Source organism: Nocardia nova NBRC 15556 (assembly GCF_001613005.1).
Lineage (GTDB): Bacteria > Actinomycetota > Actinomycetes > Mycobacteriales > Mycobacteriaceae > Nocardia > Nocardia nova.
In genome coordinates this window covers 1-19,936 of the sequence record NZ_BDBN01000124.1, presented here as the reverse complement: position 1 = coordinate 19,936, position 19,936 = coordinate 1, and the positions used below count along the sequence as shown (strand labels likewise).

Genomic DNA, 19,936 nt, shown 5'->3' with positions numbered 1-19,936 from the left:
CTCGTCGGGGAAGTTGGGGGTGCCCTCGTAGACGACCTGGGTGGCGCGGTTGGCCAGCGGGCCGTAGACGATGTAGGAGTGCCCGGTGACCCAGCCGATGTCGGCGGTGCACCAGTACACGTCGGCGCCGGGTTTGTGGTCGAAGACGTAGTGGTGGGTGTAGGCGACCTGGGTCAGGTAGCCACCGGAGGTGTGCAGGATGCCCTTGGGTTTCCCGGTGGTGCCCGAGGTGTAGAGGATGTAGAGCGGGTGCTCGGCATCGAACGGCTGGGCCTCGTGCTCGGGACTCGCCTGGGCGACGGTTTCGTGCCACCACAGGTCGCGGCCCTCGGTCCACGGGATCTCGATATTCGTGCGGCGCACCACGAGCACGTGTTCGACGCTGTGTGGGACGTCGCCGTGGGCGTAGAGCGCCTCGTCGACGGCTTCCTTCAGCGGCGCGGCCTTACCGCGGCGCCACTGGCCGTCGGTGGTGATCACCAGGCGGGCCTCGGCGTCGTCGACGCGCTGACGCAGGGCGCTGGGGGAGAAGCCGGCGAAGACCACCGAATGGGTCAGGCCCAGCCGCGCGCAGGCCAGCATCGACACGATGGCCTCGGGAACCATCGGCATGTAGATCGCGACCCGGTCGCCGGCGACCAGGCCGAGTTCGGTGAAGTAGTTGGCGGCCTGGCTCACCTCGGCCTGCAGCTGGGCGTAGGTGATCGAGCGGGAATCGCCGGGCTCACCTTCCCAGTGGATGGCGACCTGGTCGCCGTAGCCGTCGGCGACGTGGCGGTCCACGCAGTTGTAGGCGACGTTGAGCTTGCCGCCGGTGAACCAGCGCGCGAACGGCGCGTCGTCCCAGTCCAGCACCCGATCCCACGGTTGATGCCAGTGCAGCCGCTGCGCCTGCTCGGCCCAGAACCCGTCGCGATCCGCCGTTGCCCGCTCGTAGATGGACGCATCGGCATTGGCTGCCGCGGCGAATTCGGCGGTAGGCGGGTACACGTCTCGGTGCTCAGCGGTGGTGTCGGTCATCTCGCCTCGTTCAGTAGGACTTCGGTAGCCGAAGGCTGTGCTGGGCAACGTAATTGAGGATCATCTCACGGCTTACCGGCGCGATCTGCAGCAACCGCGCCAGTCCCCACTGTGGCAGCAGGCCGTACTCGGCGCTGATGCCATTTCCGCCGTGAAGCTGGATCGTCTGATCGACGGCGGCGACGGCAGCCTCGGCCGCGGCGTATTTCGCGATATTGGCTGCCTCGCCGGCGGGCAACCCCTTCTCGTACAGCCACGCCGCTTTGGCGGTCATCATCGCCGCGAGATCGACCTCGATCTTGGCTTTCGCCAGGGGATGCGCGATCCCCTGGTAGCGCCCGATGGGCGCGCCCCACACCGACCGGGTACGGGCATAGGCCGCGCCGCGCTCGATGGCGAAACGGCCGATCCCGACACATACCGCGGCTCCGGTGATTCGCTCGGGATTGAGCCCGTCGAAGACGTGCCGGAATCCTTCACCCTCGATGCCGATGAGTCTGGCGGCGGGCAGCCGCACATTGTCGAAGTGCAGCGTGAACTGCTTTTCCGGAACGCTGATCCCGACCGGTAGCCGGTGCTTGATCAGACCGGGAGCGTCGGTCGGGACGAGAAACAGCGACATGCGCGCCGCGCCGGTGGATTCGTCACGTCCGGTCCGGGCGACGACGATCAGCGCGACGGCCTCGTCGACGCCGGAAATGTAGTACTTGGTTCCGGTCAGCAGATAGTCGCCGCCCGACCGCCGGGCGGTGGTGGATATCCGATGGCTGTTGGACCCGGCATCGGGTTCGGTAATGGCGAAGACGACCTTCGTGCCGGACGCCATGCGCGGCAGCCACTCTCGTTGCTGTGCGTCGGTGCCGTATTTCGACAGCAACTCACCGGAGATCGCGCTGGACACCAGTAGGAGCAGCTGCGGGCAGCCGTGCGCGGCGGTTTCCTCACACACCATGGCCAGTTCGGTCATTCCGGCGCCACCACCGCCGTATCGCTCGGGCAGATTGATGCCGATGAAGCCGTGCGCGGCGAGGTCCTGCCAGAGCTCGGTAGTCGGCTCGTGCGCCACGGCGCGTTCGGCGTAATAGGCGGGGCCGTATTTGTCGGTGATCGCGCCGATCGCGCGGCGTAGTTCGTGCTGCTCGTTCGATTCGGCGAAGTCCATCAGGAATCTCCCGCGAGTTTGTCGGGAATATCGGTATAGGTCGCCCTCAGGAATTCGCCGAACCCCTTGGCCTGGGGGTCGGTCCGGGTGCAGGACGCGACGCCGTCCCCCAGGAAGCCGACGACGACGAAGTTCAACGCGCGCAGATTGGAAAATTCGTACCGCCTGACCTCGAAGGCCGCTGCATCCGGCACCAATTCGACAAATCTCTCGACGGTCAGGTGCGAGCGCAGCCAATCCCACCGCTCGTCGGTGTCGGTCCACACCCCCACATTCGCCTTGCCGCCTTTGTCACCCGAGCGTGCGGCCACCACCGAACCGAGCGGCCGCCGGCTCGCCGGCCCGAAATCAGCCGTGCGGGAGACGATATCGCCGCTGGGGATCACCCCGGCGTATCGATCGTCGGTCTGCGAGGTGTGCCCGATCGTCTCGCGCGAGCCGTCGGCATGCACCACGATCTGTTCGATCTCGGAGGCCGGAATCACGGTCGGCCAGTAGACGCCGAATTCGGAGGCGGACGTCGGCGGTGTGGTGGTGTGGAATCCGGCGTAGCCGCCGACCGCGAGCTCGAGCACGGCGTTGGAGAAGGCTCGGTCCACCTTTGCCCGCTCGCGGTCCTTGACGGTGACCCGCAAATGCGCCGTCGCCTCGCTCATCCGGGTCGGTTCGGCCCGGTCGTAGCGCAGCAACTGGACATCGACGTCGTCGAATCGCTCGCGCCCGCCGAGAATTTCGAACAGCTGCTCGGTAGCCCATCGGGCCTTCTCCTCGATATCGAGGCCGGTCAGCACCAGAGTCATCGTGTTGCGGTATCCCCCGATGAAATTCATCGCGACCTTGAGGGTCGACGGCGGGGGCGAGCCGGTGGCACCGCTCACCCGGACTCGGTCCGTACCGTCCTGACTCAATCGCAGGGTGTCGAAATGTGCCACGACGTCCGGATTGAGATACACCGGCGAGTCGACCTCGTAGAGCAACTGCGCGGTGACGGTCCCGGGCGATATCAGGCCGCCGGTGTCGTCGTGCTTGGTGATGACGAAGCTGCCGTCGTGCGCGAGTTCCGCGATCGGCGAACCGGGATAACGGCGGTCGGCGATCTCGTCGATCTGTGAGTAGTTGCCGCCCGTGGCCTGCGGCCCGCATTCGATGATGTGACCCGCGGCCACCGCCCCCGCGAGGGCGTCGAAATCGGTGCGTTTCCAGTTGTGCCACCACGCGCCGACGCCCAGGACGAGTGCCGCATCGGTGACCCGCGGCGTGATCACCACGTCGGCGCCACCGGCAAGCGCCGCCGCGATACCCCAGCCGCCCAGGTAGACGTTGGCCGAAATCGGTTGTGCGCCGGACTCTTCCAGGGTGATGCCCTTGTCGAGGTGGCGCAGGGGGTGCCCCGCGGCCTGCAGCTGCGGCAGCCGCTCGATGATATCGTCGCCCTCGATATGGGCTACCGAAAGCTCAAGCCCCGCCTCCCGTACGACGGACCGGATCCGCTCCGCCAGGCTCGCAGGGGAGAGTCCGCCGGCATTGACCACGACCTTGATCCCGCGCGCGGCGCAGGTCGTGGCAACCTGTTCGAACTGGGCCAGAAATGTTTTGGCATAACCGGTTTCGGGATCCTTCTGCTTGGCTTTCCAGAGGATCAGCATCGTCAGCTCCGCGAGGTAGTCGCCGGTGACGACGTCGACCGGCCCACCCTCGACCATCGCCCGGAACGCGGCGAAGCGGTCGCCGTAGAAGCCCGACGCATTGCCGATACGCACCGGTCGGCGCGGTGTTGTTCGATTCATCGGTCGAATTCCCTTCAGCGAGCGCCGGTTCGGCTGGGGCGGCCGGTTCCCGGAGCACCGGCATAGGCTTGTGCGATCGTCATCCACCGCGATGCGATGCCGCCCTCGACGACCAGCTTCGTGTCCTCGCGATGGCGGCGCTGGGTGACCACCAGGACGAAGTCCTCGGCGGGCCCGGTCACCCGGTCGGTGGCGTCGGCCGGTCCCCAGGTCCACACCTCGTCGGAGTCGGGTGCGTACAGCTCAACGCGCACGGGCTCGGCCGGCACCTCCAGGTTGTTGAGGCGATGCGCGAACGCGAACGTGCTGACGCCGAGGTGGGCGATGCTGCGCAAACCGGAACTCAGCGGATGATCGACCCCCAGTGCGTCGTAGATGTCCTGACCGTGTGCCCAGGTTTCCATCAGTCGCGCGGTGGCCGAGGAGGCCACGCTCATATCCGGCCCGAACCAGGGCAGGCGGCGACGCGGATCATCAGTGGTGAGTGCGGTGAGCAGCCGGCTGCGGGACTCCTCGAACCAGCTGCGCAACTCGCCCGCGGAGAGGTGGCGATGCGCCTCGGCGATCCGGTCCGGAAAATCCGGTCCCAGCGATGTCAGCCGGTCCGCCTCGATACGGAAGCGGTCCGCGTCGGTGAGCGCCAGATGCGCACAGTCGTCGAAGTAGGCAAGATGCGATACCTGATCACGGATCGCCCAGCCCTCCGCCGGAGTGGCCGATTCCCAGGCGAGTTCGGATGTGCTCGACAGGCAATCGATCAGCCGGTCGGTCTCCTGCCCGAGGTCGCGCAGCAGCGCGGAATAGTCGAGAGCCATTATTTCCCCTGCCATCTGGGGGCACGCTTTTCGGTGAACGACAGCATGCCCTCCTGGGCGTCCGCGCTCGAATACACCGGCGCCCAAATTGTCTCGGCACGGTCGAAGGCCTCACGCAAGGGGTATTGCGCGGTCAGTGTCATGGTTTGCTTGCCGGCCAGCACCGACAGCGGTGCGTTCGCCACGATCTGCTGTGCGAACGCCTGCGCGCGCTCGCGCAGGTGATCGGGCTCTGCCAGCTGATTCACGAAGCCGATCTCGTAGGCGCGCCGGGCCGTCATCGGTGCTCCGGTCAGCACGATCTCCATGGCCACTCGCCGTGGGATCATGAGGGGAAGTGGTGCCGCCCAAGGGGATCCGCGGCCCACCTTCACCTCCGATATGGCGAACGTCGCGGTGGTGGATGCTATGCACAGATCGCACGTTTGCGCGAGCAGGAAACCACCGGCGAAGGCCGCCCCGTTGACAGCGGCGATGGTCGGTTTGACGACGTCGATATTCCGGCCGAACTGCGGAACATAGTCCACCGGGGGGATCGTCAGTTTCTCCTCGGACATCTCCTTGAGATCACCCCCGGCGCAGAATGCCTTGTCGCCGGCGCCGGTGAGCACGAGAACCTTCGCGCTGTCGTCGTCGTTGAAACGGCGCACGCCCTCGAACAATCCGTGGCGTACGGCCTTGCTCAGGCTGTTGCGGGCATGCGGCCGATCGATCGTCAGCCAGGCGACGCCGCGGTCGACCTCGTAACGGACCACCTCGTCCATCAGTTTTCACCGTCCTGCACGACAGCCAGCACCTGGCCGGAATCGACCTGAGCCGCCACCGCGACGGGGATCTTCACGACGATGCCGTCCGAGGGGGTCCGGATGGTGTGCTGCATCTTCATGGCTTCCAGCACCACGACCGCGTCCCCGGCGGAAACCGATTGTCCTTCGGTTACTTCGACTCGCACGACGGTTCCGGGCATGGGGGCCAGCAGCGATCCGGCCTCCTGAATATCGCTCGGGTCGGGGAAGCGCTCGACCTCGTGCAGTTCGGTGGCGCCGAGGGCGCTGTCGACGAAATACGCGGCACCACTGCGGGTGATGCGGTATCGCCGCCTGACGCCGTCGACGGCGATGTCGACGAGTTCGGCGCTCGCGGTGTTGAGTTCGAGGCTTTCCGGCCGCCAGTCACCCACCCGCACGCGCAGCTGGGTCCGGTCGAAAAGGTATTCCACGTCGATCACTTGTTCGCCTGCCCGGAAGGACACCGATTGGGGTGCGCTGGGCAGAGTGCGGAAGCCGGACGGCAGCCCCGGCAGTACGGACGAGTTCGCGCGGCGATCGGCTTGAGCGGCGAGCGCGGCGACCAAGGCGTGTGTCTGCTCCGCCGCATCGTTTCCGTTGCGGCGAATCATCAGATCGGCCGGGTCGTGGCGTTCGAGATAGCCGGTATCGATGGCACCGGAGCGGAACTCGGGCTCGCGCAGGATACCGATCAGCAGATCCCGGTTCGTGGTCACTCCGTGGATCAGGGTCTCCTCGAGTGCCCGCGCTACTCGATCGCAGGCCGCGTCGCGATCGGGACCGTAGCCGATCACCTTGGCCAGCATCGGATCGTAGTAGGTGCTGACCTGGGAGCCAGAGGCGAATCCGGCGTCGACGCGGACGCCGGGCAGGTCCGCGAATTCCAGGGTCGTCAGTGTGCCCGATACCGGAATGAACCCTGCCGCAACGTCTTCGGCGTACAGGCGGACTTCCATCGCATGGCCCTGCGGCGTGACGTCGAGCATCTCCTCGGGCAGCGGGGCGCCCGCGGCGACCAGCAGTTGGCCACGGACCAGGTCGATCCCGGTGACGAGTTCGGTCACGGGATGTTCGACCTGCAGGCGGGTATTGACCTCCAGGAAGTAGAACGAGCCGTCCTGCGCCATCACGAATTCCACCGTGCCCGCCCCCTCGTACGACAGCGCTTTGCCCGCGGCCACCGCCGCGCGTCCAAGTTCGTCGCGTAGTGTGTCGTCGACGGCCGTGGACGGGGACTCCTCGATGATCTTCTGGTAGCGCCGCTGGATCGAGCATTCGCGTTCGCCGAGATGGACGACCGTGCCGTAGCTGTCGCCGAAGATCTGTACCTCGATATGCCGCGGGGATCGCACGAACTTCTCCAGGAACACCGTGCCGTTCCCGAATGCCGACGCGGCCTCGCGCCGTGCGCTACCGACGGCCTCGATCAACTCGCTCTGGTCGGACACGATGCGCATACCGCGGCCGCCGCCGCCGAAAGCGGCCTTCACGAGGATGGGAAAGCCGATCTTCTCGGCGGCCGCGCGCAACCGTTCCGGGTCCTCGTCGGACTCGTTCTCGACGGTGGCGCCGGGCAACACCGGCACCCCCGCGGCGGCCATCATCCGCTTTGCTTCGATTTTCGAACCCATCGCGGCAATCGCTTCGGGGCTGGGGCCGACGAAGATCACGCCTGCCGCGGCGCAGTCGCGGGCGAATTGTTCGTTCTCGGAGAGAAATCCGTATCCCGGGTGTACCGCGGTAGCGCCGGTGCGGCGGGCCGCATCGAGAACGAGGTCGGCGCGTAGGTAGGTGTCGGCGGGCGTGGTGCCGGGCAAATGCACCGACTCGTCGGCCTGTAGCACATAGGGAGCGTCGATGTCGGCGTCGGAATACAACGCGACGGTCGCGATATCCATCTCCCGTGCGGTGCGGATGATTCGAGACGCGATCTCACCGCGATTGGCGATGAGGAGTTTGGTGATCGCGGTGCGTCGCGTTGTGGGGGTTGTCGAAGGCATCGGATTTCTCACATCCTGAAGACGCCGAAGCCGCGCCGACCGGCGACTTCGGCGGAGTGGGCTGCAGACAGGGACATCCCGAGCACGGCACGGGTGTCGCGCGGGTCGATCACGCCGTCGTCGTAGAGACGCGCGGAGATGAAGAACGGATGGGATTCGTCTTCGATCTGTTTTTCGATTGCCGCCGTGCGTTTCGCGTCCGCTTCTGTGTCGAACTCCCGACCCGCCGATTCGGCCGCGGCCTTTCCGACGATGGACATCACACCGGCGAGTTGCTGGGCTCCCATGACGGCCAGCCGGGCATTGGCCCAGGTGAACATGAAACGGGGATCGTATGCGCGCCCGGACATTCCGTAATTCCCGGCACCGAACGAGCCACCCATGTTGATACTGATATGCGGCACGTCGCTGTTGGTGACTGCGTTGATCATCTTGGCGCCGTCCTTGATGATCCCGCCCTGCTCGTATTCGGTGCCGACCATGAATCCGGTGACGTTGTGCAGGAAGATGAGCGGGGTATCGGTCTGGTTTGCCAGCAGAATGAACTCCGTGGCCTTCTTGGCCTCGTCGCTGAACAGCACCCCGCGCGTGTTGGCGAGAATGCCGACCGGGAAGCCGTGGATGGAGGCCCAGCCGGTGGCGATGCTGGTGCCCCATCGGGGTTTGTACTCCGAGAAGCGCGATCCGTCCACGATGCGTGCGATGACCTCGCGTGGGTCGAATGGGATGCGAGGGTTGCCGGAGGCGATGCCGAGGAGTTCCTCAGCGTCGTACAGGGGTTCGTCCGGGGGCTGGCTTGGTCCAGGGCCCAGCTTGCGCCAGTTCAGGTGTGCGACGATATCGCGCCCGATGCGGATGGCGTCGGTCTCGTCGACCGCAAAGTAGTCGGCCAGACCCGATACCCGCGAATGCATATCCGCCCCGCCGAGTTCTTCGTCGTCGGCGTCTTCGCCGGTGGCCATCTTCACCAGGGGCGGACCGCCCAGGAAGACCTTCGCGGCGTTGTCGACCAGTACCGCGTAATCGCACATGCCCGGCACGTAGGCGCCGCCGGCGGTGGAATTTCCGAATACCAGCGCCACAGTGGGGATGCCCATCGAAGACATCTCGGTCAGCTCGTGGAAGATCCTGCCCGCGTGAACGAACAGCTCTGCCTGGGTGGGCAGATCGGCGCCGCCGGACTCCACCAGGTACACCACAGGGAGCCGATTGACGCGCGCAATTTCCAACGCGCGCAAGTTCTTTCGCAGCGTGTACGGATTCATCGTGCCGCCGCGCACGGTGGGATCGTGCGCGATGATCATGCACTCGATGCCTGAGACGACGCCGACGCCGGTGACGATCGCGGCGCCGACGTTGAACTCGGTGCCCCACGCGGCCAAGGCGGACAGCTCCATGAACGGGGCGTCGCGGTCGATCAGCAGTTCGATGCGTTCTCGTACGAGGAGCTTGCCGCGGTCGTGATGGCGTTTGGCGTAGCGATCCCCGCCTCCGGCGGCGACCAATGCCAGCTGTTCGTTCAGGGCAGCCACGGCTGCCGCCTGGGTGTCGTAATTCTCGAGATACGTCGACGACGCGGGGTCGACCTCGGATTTGAGTACGGGCATCCGTACGCCTTTCGATTCGAATGTCGCTGTCACAGTCGGGCGGGAGTCACCACAGTCCGGATTAGTGAATGACGATACACTAACTTACAATCAGCAATCAGGGAAGTTCTCTGCAGTTGTGCTATCTACCTGCTGTTTCTTCCGAACCCCCCTTGCACGGCCAGATTGTTAGTGATTGGGAAGTGGCTAGCCAGCGACCGGAACGCCGATTCGGGCGGAGGGTCAGCGGGGATGGGGTCGCGTGTGGGAGTGCGAGCGCGGGGCGGTGAGGGTCGACAGCAGCGTCGTTCGTGCTCGGTCGTATTGCTCGGCGATTGTTCCGATCAGTTCGGCAGCCGAGGTGATGGCATCGACCCCGGCTACGCTGTGCCCCGCACTCCAGGCGGTGCGATTGCGCAGTAGCCGGTCCTGCTCGAAGCCGTCCGAGTCGTGCGATTCCAACTCGGATGCGCCCTCGCGGGCGAGCCAGCTCGCGAGCAGACTGGCTGGTATACCGCCGACGTAGGTGGACAGCGTCACGTCATCGAGCGTCGATTCGACCAACGCGACTCGGTATCCGTCCTCGGCGAGGCTTTCGGTCGTGGCGATGAATCGCGTCCCCAAGTAGACCAGATCGACTCCCAGGGCTTGCGCGGCGAGGATGGAAGTTCCGTCGGTGATGCCGCCGGCGAGCACGATCGGCCCGTCGAAATGTGCGCGAACCGCTCGCGTGAACGCGAACGGATTGGCCCACCCCGTCTGTCCGCCGGCGCCGGCGGTGAGCAGCACAAGACCGTCGGCGCCGGCCTCCAGCGCGCGCTCCACGTGCGCCATGCTCGAGACGTCCGCCCACACCTGGCAGCCGATGTCGTGTAAGGGTGCGATGACCGGCTTCGGTGATCCCACGCTGGTGATGACGAGTTCGACTCCGTGGCGTACCAGGCAATCGAGGTCGGCTTGCAGTCGCGCATTCGTCCGATGCACGACCAGGTTCGGAGCTATGGGGGCGGCCGTTCCGCTGTGGTCGCCGACCGCGGAGGTGATGTGGTCGAGCCAGCCATCGAGCTCCTCGGTGGTCGCGGCATTGTGGGTGGGGAAGGAGCCGACGACGCCGTGACGGCACGCGGCGATGACCAGATCCGGCCCCGACACGCTTGTCATGGGCGCGGCGATGGCGGGAATCGTCAGTCGATTCGTGAGAGAGTCGGGCAATGCCATAGCGCTAGTAAATCACGAATCACTTAATTGTCGGTGCGGAGTGCCTCCGGCTGCTGGTTGCAAGTCCTCGGCGGCAACTGAAACGGCGTTTCTCGAGTAGAGGTCGATAGCCGCCGCTTGACACGGTGACCTGGATCACGGACTATGTAGCCGTAAGTAAATCGCGCAACACATCGTTAACGTGGCGCGAGGTGTGGAACCCGGGAGTTGGGCCAAGGGCGCGACGAGGCACCCGGAACGCTGGCTGCGTGGATTCCGGTCGGCGTCAGTAGAAGCTCGAGGGACGATGAGGGCACCGGCAGCAGTACCGCAGCAGCATACCTTCGCCGGGCTGGTGTCCCGGATTTCGGAACTGAACTCGCGGGTCGGTGAGCTGGCCGAACATGCCGCCGGCGACGGTACGAACCGCGCCTACCTCCAATTGCTGGGCGTGACTCTGGAACGCACGAATCGCCGATTGGGCTCCATACAGGGCGGTTCGGCCGACGTAACAGATCTAGCCGAGTTGCTGACCGATGTCAGCGCGATGCAGTCCACATTGCGCAAGCACACTCTGACGCAGCCCAGTTTCGCGCCCGGGCGGATCTTCGAGGCTTTGGCACGGTTGCGCAGGAAGACCACGGCCGCCGAAGTATTCGAAGCCGCCGCGGCCGAATTGTGTGCGGCGGCGAGCTTCGACAGAGCGATGGTTTCCATGGTGCGCGGCTCTACCTGGGCGCCGTCGCTGCTGTTTCTCTCCGATGGCAACGACAGCGGCTTCAACCGCGAACTGACCGACTATATTGCCGAGCTCGAGATCCGGTTGGCTTCACCGATGGTCGAGGCCGAGGTCGTGCGGCGACGGCTGCCGGCCCTCGTCACCGACGCGCAGGATGAGCCTCGGACATTCCGTCCATTGATGAACGCCTCGAATACTCGCGAATACGTCGTCGCGCCCTTGATTGCGGGTGGTTCGGTGTTCGGACTGCTCCATGCCGACACTTATCTCTCGGGGCGCCCGCTCACCGCCGCCGACCGTGACAGTTTGCGCACGTTTGCCGAGGGGGTCGGCGTGATCTACGAGCGCATGGTGCTCGAGTCACGACTGGCTCGGCAGCGTGAACGCCTGTCCGATGTGTTCCGGTCAGCCGAGCGGATCCTCGAAGCCCCCCAGAAGGTGTCGGTGCGACTCCCTGGTCCAGCTGTGCGCACGGCAGTAGCGGTCACACCCGAGGTACTCGCCGCCAGAGAGGAGCCCGGACGAATCGAGCCCGGTGGTCTGGCGAGGCTCACCGCACGCGAAAGGGAGGTGTTGAGATTGCTGGCCGGTGGTCTGACCAACGTTCAGGTGGCCGACCGGCTCATGGTGGCCGAGAGCACGGTGAAATCGCACGTCAAGCACATCTTGCACAAGCTTGGTGCACCCAATCGTGCTGGTGCCATCGCACAGTTCATTCGTGCCGCGAACAACGAACGGCGGGTATGACAATGGCAGTTGCAATGGCGAGCGATTACAGTGCCGCCAGTCCGGCCGGCCGTATCCGGCACGGATGGCGTCGGCGCGAAGGGGAAATCGCGGCCCGGATGGCGGTGCTGCGGGACGCGGTATTCGAAGCGGTCGGGTCCGCTACTCCGCTGCCCCGCGTGGGGTGGGACGGTCCATGGCGTTCGGCGGAAGTAGTGTCCAATCTGATTCATTTCTGCATCGCGCGACTGCGCAGTGTTCCCAGTGCCGATACGGCGACCGCTGAGACGCTGTGCGCTCTGATACTGGAGCTGCAGCAACTCGCGTTGGACCTCTACCTTCACGACACGGGTGAACGCAGTCAGCGGATGGCGGACTGCGCGGCCGGGTTGAGCCGCCTGCGTTCCATTCGCGATACCACGGCGCTTCTGGACGTGGCATGTGAGGAGATTGTGCTGCGCTGCGGATTTCAGCGGGTGGTGCTGTCACGGGTCGAGGGACGTTCGTGGCGTCCGGCGATGGCGCATTTTGCCGCCGAACGTGAATCGGAATCGTGGTTCGCGGACTGGATCGATCAGGCCATTCCGCTCGATTCGCGGGCACCCGAGGCGCAGTTGTTGGCCAAGCGGCGTCCGTCGCTGGTGTACGACACCTCGAACGCGCCCGTGTACCGGCCGATTATCGTCGATGCCGGGCGGTCGCGCTCGTATGTGGTGGCTCCGATCGTCCATTGCGAGGACGTTGTCGGATTCGTTCATGCCGACCACCATCCGCTGACTCGCCGTGCCGACGAAGGTGACCGGGATGTGTTGTGGGCCTTCACCGATGGCTTCAGTCACATCTACGAACGCACTGTCTTGCTGGAACAGCTGCGCGACCAGCGCGACCAGGTACGCGACTTGATCGTTTCCGCGGTGAATCGCATGGACGAGCTGTGCGAAGCAGACCTTTCGATGGCCGGTGCCGACGATGCCGAAGACCATGAGCGCGCCGCCATAGGCCCGGGGCCCGCGTACGGGAGCATGGGTGATCTCACCGAGCGTGAAGCCGACGTCTTCCGACTTATGGTTGCCGGCGCCACGAACCGCGCCATCGCCGAGCGCCTGATCATCACCGAAGGCACCGTGAAATCGCATGTCAAACATATTCTGCGAAAGTTCGGGGCGGCCAACCGGGCACAGGCCATCGCGTGGTCTCTGCAGGCCGAATAGGTGCTTTCGAGCTGACCTTCGGCAAATGTGGTCGCTGATCTTGCTTTTCGAATACGGATGGCGCCCCCGGAACTTCCCGGGGGCGCCACCCTGCTTCTGCTCAGTTGATCCGCCGGGCATGCATGCCGGACATGACGGGGCTGATACGGACGGTCTCGCCGGGCTGGGGGGCATGGATCATTCGGTTGTTGCCGAGGTAGATCGCGACGTGCCCCGGCTGGCCGTCGTCCGGTGCCCAACTTCCGAAGAGCAGGTCGCCGGGGGCGGCTTCCGAGAGTGGGATCTCCACGCCCACATGCCATTGGCCCTGTGAGGTCCGGGGCAGAGTGACGGCGCCGCCGGTGGCGGCATGCACCGCGAAGGAAGTGAGCCCAGAGCAGTCGAAACCACCTGAGGTCGGCCCATTGCTGTCACCGCCGCCCCACACGTATGGCAGCCCGAGGTACCTCACTGCTTGCGCGACGATTCTGTGGCCGACGTCCTCGATGCTATGGTTCGCCGCCGGCAGCAGGTAATCGTCGGCCGACAGCCATTCGTACTGTTCGCGAGTGGCCAGAATGCGGGCGACATAGGGCTTGGTTTGATGTTCGTAATCGGGGCTGCCGGAAGGCATTCCACCCGAGCGGAAGACGGCCCCCGCCCCGGCGTTGTAGGCGGCGATGGTCAAAGCGAGAGTGTCGCCGACGACCCGTCCCTCGCCCTTCCACATTTCGATCTGTCGATAGCTGTCGCACAGCAGATGTCCCGACGCCATGACCGAATCACCGATATCGAACACATCGGGAGTCCCGGTGCCGTGTACGTCCTTGCCGTACACCGCCCAGGTCCCGGGCATGAACTGTCCGGGACCCAACGCGCCGGTGGGGGACACGGGCGCGTCGGGTCCGTAACGGAAGCCGTTCTCGGCCGCGTACAGGGCTGCCAAGGTGGGGGCTTTGATGCCGGAACACAGCGAGCCGGCCTTCCGGAACCACGGCACGAATGCGGCGATTCGGCCGGTGGCCGTGGGCGGTACCGCTGCCGCATCGGGTACTGGGATCGATACCGGCCTTGTCGCAGCGACCGCGTACTCGGTGTTTGTCGGGTCCGGCGAGGCAGTGAGGTCGGCTTGCAGCGGTGCGGCCTCGTATCCGTTCCGGTCCGGAGCGCTCATGTCCGGCTCCGGTGCCTGGTCCGTAGCGGACTGTTCCGCAGGGGCATTCGCTGCGGGCACCATGGCCGCAAGGTGATCGGAGGCGGCATCGATTGCGGCGCGCGAGGCCTGCTGTGCCGGTTCCGGCAACTGAGAGACTGCACGATCGAGCTGCACGCTGAACGACTTGGCCGCGTCACCACCGGATGCGACTGCCGCGTGCGCGGATGCCTTTGCCGCATTTGGCAGATTGGCGTTGTCGATCGCACCTGTCGCGGAGATGACGATGGTGGCGATCACGGAAATCGGATCCGACATCGCGGCTCACCTTCCTGGATCGGTTTTTCGGGAGCTCGGCAGATACTGCGCCGCAGATACTGCTACGTTTCGATACCCCCGAGACCATCCTGATGCGTGGCTGGTCTCACCGAATCCTCCTCTGATAGGGGATGCCCCCTCCGATAGGGAGGGGTGGCGCGATGCGCGAAGCGGACAGCCGGCTCGATCCAGCGATAAGCTCTTGCGAATCGGCGTGATAATCCCGTGGAAAACGCTACGTCGCAGCCCTGCAAGCTAGTTCGTAGCTCACGCCCGTCTCCCCCGATCGGATGGTCGGCTTCCCCCCGGGGGATATCGCGATTGTGGTGATTCCCGTCATATGTTGGGGACGTTCTCGATTTGACGAGCGTTATCCGGCTCAGCCCGGGTCCGGGCAGACAGTCGCACATCGCTCGTGTGAGCGCAGATATCCCATTTCGACAGCGGGCCGGCCGATTCAACGGTAGCCCCGTCCACGAATGATGAGGAGGAAAGCCGATGACCGGTTCGCCGGAAACCGGCTCGACTACATCGGCAGCCATGGTGCGCCGTGCCGCCAGGTTGTCGAAATCGGCAGATACCGGGTTGCGGGGGGTAGGGGCATTTTTCGAAATGTGCGCTGCGACATTCCGCGCCATGGTGAAGCCGCCCTTCCAATGGCGGGAATTCGTGCTGCAGTCATGGTTCATCGTCCGGGTTTCGATGGTGCCGACATTGATGGTCGCAGTGCCGTTCACCGTGCTGGTGGTTTTCACCTTGAACGTTCTCCTGGTGGAATTCGGTGCGGCGGACCTGTCCGGCGCCGGTGCTGCGCTCGGCGCGGTCACCCAGATCGGACCGCTGGTCACCGTACTGGTCGTGGCCGGCGCCGGAGCTACAGCGATCTGTGCCGATCTGGGTGCGCGGACCATTCGGGAGGAAATCGACGCTATGCGAGTGCTGGGCATCGACCCGATTCAACGGCTGGTGGTACCTCGGGTACTGGCCTCCACGGTGATCGCTTTGTTGTTGAACGGCCTGGTGATCACAATCGGCATTGTGGGTGGGTTCATATTCTCCGTCTTCTTTCAGAATGTTACGCCGGGTGCTTACGTCTCCTCGCTGACTTTCGTCACCGGAACTCCCGAGGTTGTCATTTCCGAATGCAAGGGATGCATCTTCGGCCTGATCGCCGGATTGGTCGCCTGCTATCGCGGTCTCACCGTGAAGGGGGGTGCCAAGAGTGTCGGAGACGCAGTGAACGAAACTGTTGTGTACGCATTCATGGCGCTTTTCGCCGTGAATGTCATCGCTACGGCGGTCGGTGTCAAATACGGAACGGGAAAATAGCCATGGCCATAATGTCGACGGTGGTCGCCGCGCCGCGCAGGACGCTCGAGTCGCTGGGCGATCAGGCGCTGTTCTACTGGAAGACCGCACGTTACTCTGCGCATGCGTTGCGCTCCTACAACCGGGAGACGATGCGTCTCATCGCCGAAATCGGTATGGGGACAGGAACTCTGGCGGTGATCGGTGGAACGGTCGTGATCGTCGGTTTCATGACCTTCGCCGGTGGCACGCTCGCGGCGATCCAGGGATTCAACTCGCTGGGCAACATCGGCGTCGACGCGCTCACCGGATTCTTCGCGGCTTTCTGCAATGTGCGAATCATGGCTCCGATCACCGCCGGGATCGCATTGTCGGCGACCATCGGCGCGGGCTCGACCGCGCAGCTGGGCGCCATGCGGATCAGTGAGGAGATCGACGCACTCGAGGTGGCCGGAATCCGGTCCATGTCGTATCTGGTGTCGACGCGCGTTATCGCAGGTGTGGTGGCGATCATTCCGATCTATTCGGTGGCCGTCATCATGTCCTTTCTCGCCGCACGGGTGATCACGGTCGACATCTACGGACAGTCATCGGGCGTCTACGACCACTACTTCTTCACCTTCCTGCGCCCGAGCGATCTGTTCTGGTCCTTTCTGCAGGCGCTGCTCATGGCGAATGTCGTGATGCTGATCCATTGCTACTACGGATACCGCGCCGCGGGTGGACCGGCCGGGGTCGGCGAAGCGGTCGGCCGCGCCGTTCGCACCTCGCTGGCTGTGGTGGTGATGGTGGTCTTGTTCGCCTCACTGGCCATCTACGGCGTCTCCGGCAAATTCGATCTCGCGGGATAGGTGCGATATGAGCACAGGTAGGAAGAACCACTACAAGAAGCCGCCGCTGATCAGAGCCGGAGTGGCGCTGACCGCGGGCCTGACAGCGGCAATTCTGTTCTGCACCCTGTCCTTTCACGGCGATCTGAAGCGGACCGTACCGATCACGGTGGTCGCCGATCGGTCCGGTCTGGTGATGGAGGACGGCGCGAAGGTCAAACTGAACGGGGTTGTGATCGGCCATGTGCGCAACGTGTCCCAGGCCGATGGGCGAGCGCGACTCAACCTCGACATCGATGCGCCGCGGTTCGCACTGCTGTCCGCCGATACCAGCGCCGAGATCAAGGCGACCACCGCGTTCGGGTCCAAATACGTTGCGCTGCAGACTTCGTCGAATACGAAGCATCGATTGCCGGCCGGCGCGCAGGTGCGCTCGGCCAATGTGACCACCGAGGTCAACACGGTGTTCGAAAATCTCGAATCGGTGATGCAACACGTGGACCCGGCGAAGCTGAACTCCGCGCTGTCGGCCGTCGCCGACGGAATGCGCGGGCGCGGACAGCAACTCGGTGACACTCTGGCGAAAACGGATGCGACCCTGGCCCGCCTGCATCCGGCAATGCCGCAGTTGCAGAGTGACCTGCACAATGCCGCGACGGTCACCAACATCTACGCCGATGTCGCACCGCAGCTGCTGGACATGCTCGGATATGCCTCCACCACAGCGGATTCCGTGGTCGCGCGACAGGCTCAGCTCACCTCGATCCTGCAGGCCGCGGTGACATTCGGTAACGAGGGCGCGGGGCTCACCAACGACCTCGAACACGGGCTGGTCGATTCGATGCGACTGCTGGTCCCAACCGCCGGGCTGCTCGCGAAATACAGCCCGGAGCTGACCTGTCTACTGCACCAGAGCGTGGATACCCGCGACGCACAGCTGAAGTCGTTCGGTGGAAATACCGGATACTCGGCCGATCTCGATATCGGTTTCCTCGGCGGTGCGGACCCGTATCGGTACCCCCAGAACCTCCCGAAGGTGGCGGCCGAGGGCGGGCCCGGCGGGCAGCCCGGTTGCTACCCGATGATCACACGCCAGATGTACCCGGCGCCGGTGCTCGTCACCGATACCGGGGCGAATATCACCGATTCGACCGCCCCCCGGATCGGGTCGCCGTACTTCGCCGACTATCTGTTCGGCAATATCCTAGGAGGGCCGGCCCCCCGATGAAGATATCCGGAACCCTTGTCAAATTGTCGATATTCGCTGTGGTCATGGTGTTCTTCACCGCAGCGGTGATCATCGTGTTCTCCCAGATGCGCTTCGGTTCGGAGCGGACCTACCGCGCCGAATTCACCGATGCCTCGGGTTTGAAATCGGCGGAGTTCGTCCGAGTCGCCGGCGTCGAAGTGGGCAAGGTGAAGTCGGTGCATGTCACCGGTCAGGGCACGGCGCTGGTCGAATTCGGTCTCACGCACGCGGTGCCGATCACGCAGTCGACCAAACTCGCGGTGCGATACGAGAATCTGGTCGGCGAACACTATCTGGAGTTGCTCGACGCTCCGGGCTCGACGACTCCGCAGTCGCCGCAAGCCATGATTCCGGTGAGCCGCACCGCGCCGGCCTTGGATCTGGACGCACTGATCAACGGCTTCCGCCCGTTGTTCAAGGCCCTACAGCCCGATCAGGTGAATCGGCTGTCGAACTCCCTGGTGACGGTTCTGCAGGGACAGGGTGGCACGATCTCCGACCTGCTGCACGAGGCCGGTCAATTGACCTCCACGCTGGCCGACCGGGACCAACTGATCGGGTCGGTGATCAAGAAGCTCAACGCCGTTCTGGGCACTGTCGACAAGCGCAACGCCGAATTCGACGACGGCATCGACAAGCTGCAGCAACTGATCAGCGGGCTGTCGGCTCAGTCCGATCCGATCGGTGATGCCCTGGTCCACGTGAACAATGCCTCGCGGTCGGTGGCGGATCTGCTGACGAACGCCCGGCCGACGATCAAGAACGACATCGCGGAGGCGGGCCGGCTCGCAGGAGTGATCAACGGCGACAAGGATTACGTCGACTGGGCCCTGGGCAGTTTGCCCGATGCCTACAACCGGTTGTCGCGGCTGGGCCTCTACGGCGACTTCTTCACCTTCTACCTGTGCGATGTGCAGATCAAGGTGAACGGTCCCGACGGCAATCCGGTCTACATCCCGATTATCGGGCAGCGGGCAGGAAGGTGCACACCCTGATGACAAGCCGCAAGAGCAACGAAAAGAAGTCCCACACGGTCCGGACCGGACTGATCGGAATCCTTGTCGTGGTCGCCCTCGTCGTGGTGGCGGTCGGATTCGACACCATCAGCTCCTGGTTCTCCTCGTCCCGAACGTACTCGGCGTATTTCGGTGACACCGGCGGGATCGTGGAGGGAGACAAGGTGTTTCTCGCGGGCGTCCAGGTGGGGAAGGTGAAGCACATCGAGATCGAGGGCGATAAGGTCCTGATGAAATTCGATGTCGACGGGCCCGCGCTGGGCAGCGACAGCGAGGTCGCGATCAAGACACTGACCGTGCTCGGCCGCAAATCCCTGCAGATCAACTCGCGTGGCGCGAAGAAACTCTCGCCGGATCACCCGATACCGATCGACCACACCACCACCCCCTATCTGCTTACCGATGCACTGGGCGATCTGTCCACGACGGTGAGCGATCTCGACCTCGGGCAGGTGACCGATGCGCTGGGCACTCTGAGTCGAACCCTGGATCAAACCGCGCCCAACCTCGGGGCCGCACTCGACGGCGTCGGGCGCCTGTCGAATTCGGTGGCCTCGCGCGACAAGATGGTGCAGGACCTGTTCCACAACGCGGAATCGCTGACCAAGGTGCTCGGGGGCCGCAGTGAGCAGATCAACAAGCTGCTCCTCGACAGCAACACCCTGTTCGAGGCATTGAACCAACGCCGCCAAGCGATACAGACGTTGCTGACGAACCTGTCGTCGGTCACGTCGAATATCGCGGCGCTCATCGACGAGAACCAGCAGCAACTGCGCCCGGTGCTGCAGCAGCTCAACAGCGTGACCGATCTGCTGAACCGGCGTAAGGACGATCTGGCCAAGGCCATCCTGCCGGCCAGCCAGTACATCACCTCGCTCGGCGAATCGGTCGCCTCCGGCCCGTTCTTCAAGGCATACATCATGAATCTGCTTCCGGGACAGTATCTTCAGCCCTTCATCGACGCCGCGTTCAAGGATGCGGGGCTCGATCCAAGCGCCTTGGGCGGGCCACGGCCGGCTCCGGCACCCGGCGCCGCACCCGGCCCGGCTGCG

The 19,936-nt window shown here is 64.6% G+C and carries 16 protein-coding genes; 7 read left to right on the top strand and 9 right to left on the bottom strand.

Annotated features, from left to right (window positions below; translation table 11 throughout):
- The 8 genes from NN2_RS33025 to NN2_RS32990 form a co-directional block, all read right to left on the bottom strand.
- A partial coding sequence (locus tag NN2_RS33025; protein WP_156511541.1) for an AMP-binding protein occupies positions 1-1,020 on the bottom strand: 1,020 nt, incomplete at its 3' end.
- Positions 1,021-1,030: 10 nt separating this feature from the next.
- The gene (locus NN2_RS33020) at positions 1,031-2,182 is read right to left on the bottom strand and encodes an acyl-CoA dehydrogenase family protein (RefSeq protein WP_063018935.1); all 1,152 of its coding nucleotides are present in this window, start codon (positions 2,180-2,182) and stop codon (positions 1,031-1,033) included.
- Positions 2,182-3,969, bottom strand: coding sequence for an acyclic terpene utilization AtuA family protein (locus NN2_RS33015; protein WP_063018933.1), 1,788 nt, complete (start codon positions 3,967-3,969; stop codon positions 2,182-2,184). Before NN2_RS33015 ends, NN2_RS33020 begins: the two co-directional genes overlap by 1 nt.
- 14 nt (positions 3,970-3,983) lie before the next feature.
- On the bottom strand, positions 3,984-4,784 hold the full coding sequence (locus NN2_RS33010) for a TIGR03084 family metal-binding protein (RefSeq protein ID WP_063018931.1): 801 nt from the start codon (positions 4,782-4,784) through the stop codon (positions 3,984-3,986).
- Positions 4,784-5,548: an enoyl-CoA hydratase/isomerase family protein gene (locus NN2_RS33005; RefSeq protein WP_082857445.1), complete on the bottom strand. Its 765-nt coding sequence runs from the start codon at positions 5,546-5,548 to the stop codon at positions 4,784-4,786. Before NN2_RS33005 ends, NN2_RS33010 begins: the two co-directional genes overlap by 1 nt.
- Positions 5,548-7,572 carry an acetyl/propionyl/methylcrotonyl-CoA carboxylase subunit alpha gene (locus tag NN2_RS33000; protein WP_063018927.1) on the bottom strand — a complete coding sequence of 675 codons (2,025 nt, stop codon included), beginning with the start codon at positions 7,570-7,572 and terminating at the stop codon, positions 5,548-5,550. The genes NN2_RS33005 and NN2_RS33000 overlap by 1 nt, the downstream gene beginning before the upstream one ends.
- A gap of 8 nt (positions 7,573-7,580) precedes the next feature.
- On the bottom strand, positions 7,581-9,179 hold the full coding sequence (locus NN2_RS32995) for an acyl-CoA carboxylase subunit beta (RefSeq protein ID WP_063018925.1): 1,599 nt from the start codon (positions 9,177-9,179) through the stop codon (positions 7,581-7,583).
- A gap of 222 nt (positions 9,180-9,401) precedes the next feature.
- Positions 9,402-10,376 carry an NAD(P)H-dependent flavin oxidoreductase gene (locus NN2_RS32990; protein WP_063018923.1) on the bottom strand — a complete coding sequence of 325 codons (975 nt, stop codon included), beginning with the start codon at positions 10,374-10,376 and terminating at the stop codon, positions 9,402-9,404.
- Between the two features lie 286 nt (positions 10,377-10,662).
- Between NN2_RS32990 and NN2_RS32985 the strand changes: the two genes are divergently transcribed.
- Both NN2_RS32985 and NN2_RS32980 read left to right on the top strand, forming a co-directional pair.
- Positions 10,663-11,841, top strand: a complete 1,179-nt coding sequence (locus NN2_RS32985) for a LuxR C-terminal-related transcriptional regulator (protein WP_063018921.1) — start codon at positions 10,663-10,665, stop codon at positions 11,839-11,841.
- 347 nt (positions 11,842-12,188) lie between these two features.
- Entirely contained in the window at positions 12,189-13,031 is an 843-nt protein-coding gene (locus NN2_RS32980) for a LuxR C-terminal-related transcriptional regulator (protein WP_245658952.1), read from the top strand.
- A 100-nt stretch (positions 13,032-13,131) separates the two neighbouring features.
- On the opposite strand, the gene NN2_RS32975 is transcribed toward NN2_RS32980, so the two are convergent.
- Positions 13,132-14,481, bottom strand: coding sequence for a C40 family peptidase (locus NN2_RS32975; RefSeq protein WP_063018917.1), 1,350 nt, complete (start codon positions 14,479-14,481; stop codon positions 13,132-13,134).
- Positions 14,482-15,021: 540 nt separating this feature from the next.
- Here NN2_RS32975 and NN2_RS32970 point away from each other — a divergent pair.
- From NN2_RS32970 to NN2_RS32950, 5 genes are all read left to right on the top strand, one after another.
- Positions 15,022-15,810, top strand: coding sequence for an MlaE family ABC transporter permease (locus tag NN2_RS32970; RefSeq protein ID WP_063018915.1), 789 nt, complete (start codon positions 15,022-15,024; stop codon positions 15,808-15,810).
- Positions 15,811-15,812: 2 nt separating this feature from the next.
- Positions 15,813-16,640, top strand: a complete 828-nt coding sequence (locus tag NN2_RS32965) for an MlaE family ABC transporter permease (RefSeq protein ID WP_063018913.1) — start codon at positions 15,813-15,815, stop codon at positions 16,638-16,640.
- A 7-nt stretch (positions 16,641-16,647) separates the two neighbouring features.
- A complete protein-coding gene (locus tag NN2_RS32960; protein ID WP_063018911.1) occupies positions 16,648-17,847 on the top strand; it encodes an MCE family protein in 1,200 nt (399 codons plus the stop codon).
- 23 nt (positions 17,848-17,870) lie between these two features.
- Complete coding sequence (locus tag NN2_RS32955; protein ID WP_439955876.1) at positions 17,871-18,863, top strand: MCE family protein; 993 nt, start codon at positions 17,871-17,873, stop codon at positions 18,861-18,863.
- Positions 18,863-19,936 (top strand): MCE family protein (locus NN2_RS32950; protein WP_063018936.1); only part of this gene is annotated, 1,074 nt, incomplete at its 3' end. The genes NN2_RS32955 and NN2_RS32950, both read left to right, overlap by 1 nt.

Excerpts from the sequence above, each read along its gene's own strand:
- NN2_RS32980 (WP_245658952.1), top strand. The coding sequence starts at position 12,189 with ATGGCGGACTGCGCGGCCGGGTTGAGCCGCCTGCGTTCCATTCGCGAT.
- NN2_RS32990 (WP_063018923.1), bottom strand. The coding sequence starts at position 10,376 with ATGGCATTGCCCGACTCTCTCACGAATCGACTGACGATTCCCGCCATC.
- NN2_RS32960 (WP_063018911.1), top strand. The coding sequence starts at position 16,648 with ATGAGCACAGGTAGGAAGAACCACTACAAGAAGCCGCCGCTGATCAGA.
- NN2_RS33020 (WP_063018935.1), bottom strand. The coding sequence starts at position 2,182 with ATGGACTTCGCCGAATCGAACGAGCAGCACGAACTACGCCGCGCGATC.
- NN2_RS32965 (WP_063018913.1), top strand. The coding sequence starts at position 15,813 with ATGGCCATAATGTCGACGGTGGTCGCCGCGCCGCGCAGGACGCTCGAG.
- NN2_RS32975 (WP_063018917.1), bottom strand. The coding sequence starts at position 14,481 with ATGTCGGATCCGATTTCCGTGATCGCCACCATCGTCATCTCCGCGACA.
- NN2_RS32995 (WP_063018925.1), bottom strand. The coding sequence starts at position 9,179 with ATGCCCGTACTCAAATCCGAGGTCGACCCCGCGTCGTCGACGTATCTC.
- NN2_RS33015 (WP_063018933.1), bottom strand. The coding sequence starts at position 3,969 with ATGAATCGAACAACACCGCGCCGACCGGTGCGTATCGGCAATGCGTCG.
- NN2_RS33000 (WP_063018927.1), bottom strand. The coding sequence starts at position 7,572 with ATGCCTTCGACAACCCCCACAACGCGACGCACCGCGATCACCAAACTC.
- NN2_RS33005 (WP_082857445.1), bottom strand. The coding sequence starts at position 5,548 with ATGGACGAGGTGGTCCGTTACGAGGTCGACCGCGGCGTCGCCTGGCTG.
- NN2_RS32970 (WP_063018915.1), top strand. The coding sequence starts at position 15,022 with ATGGTGCGCCGTGCCGCCAGGTTGTCGAAATCGGCAGATACCGGGTTG.
- NN2_RS33010 (WP_063018931.1), bottom strand. The coding sequence starts at position 4,784 with ATGGCTCTCGACTATTCCGCGCTGCTGCGCGACCTCGGGCAGGAGACC.
- NN2_RS32985 (WP_063018921.1), top strand. The coding sequence starts at position 10,663 with ATGAGGGCACCGGCAGCAGTACCGCAGCAGCATACCTTCGCCGGGCTG.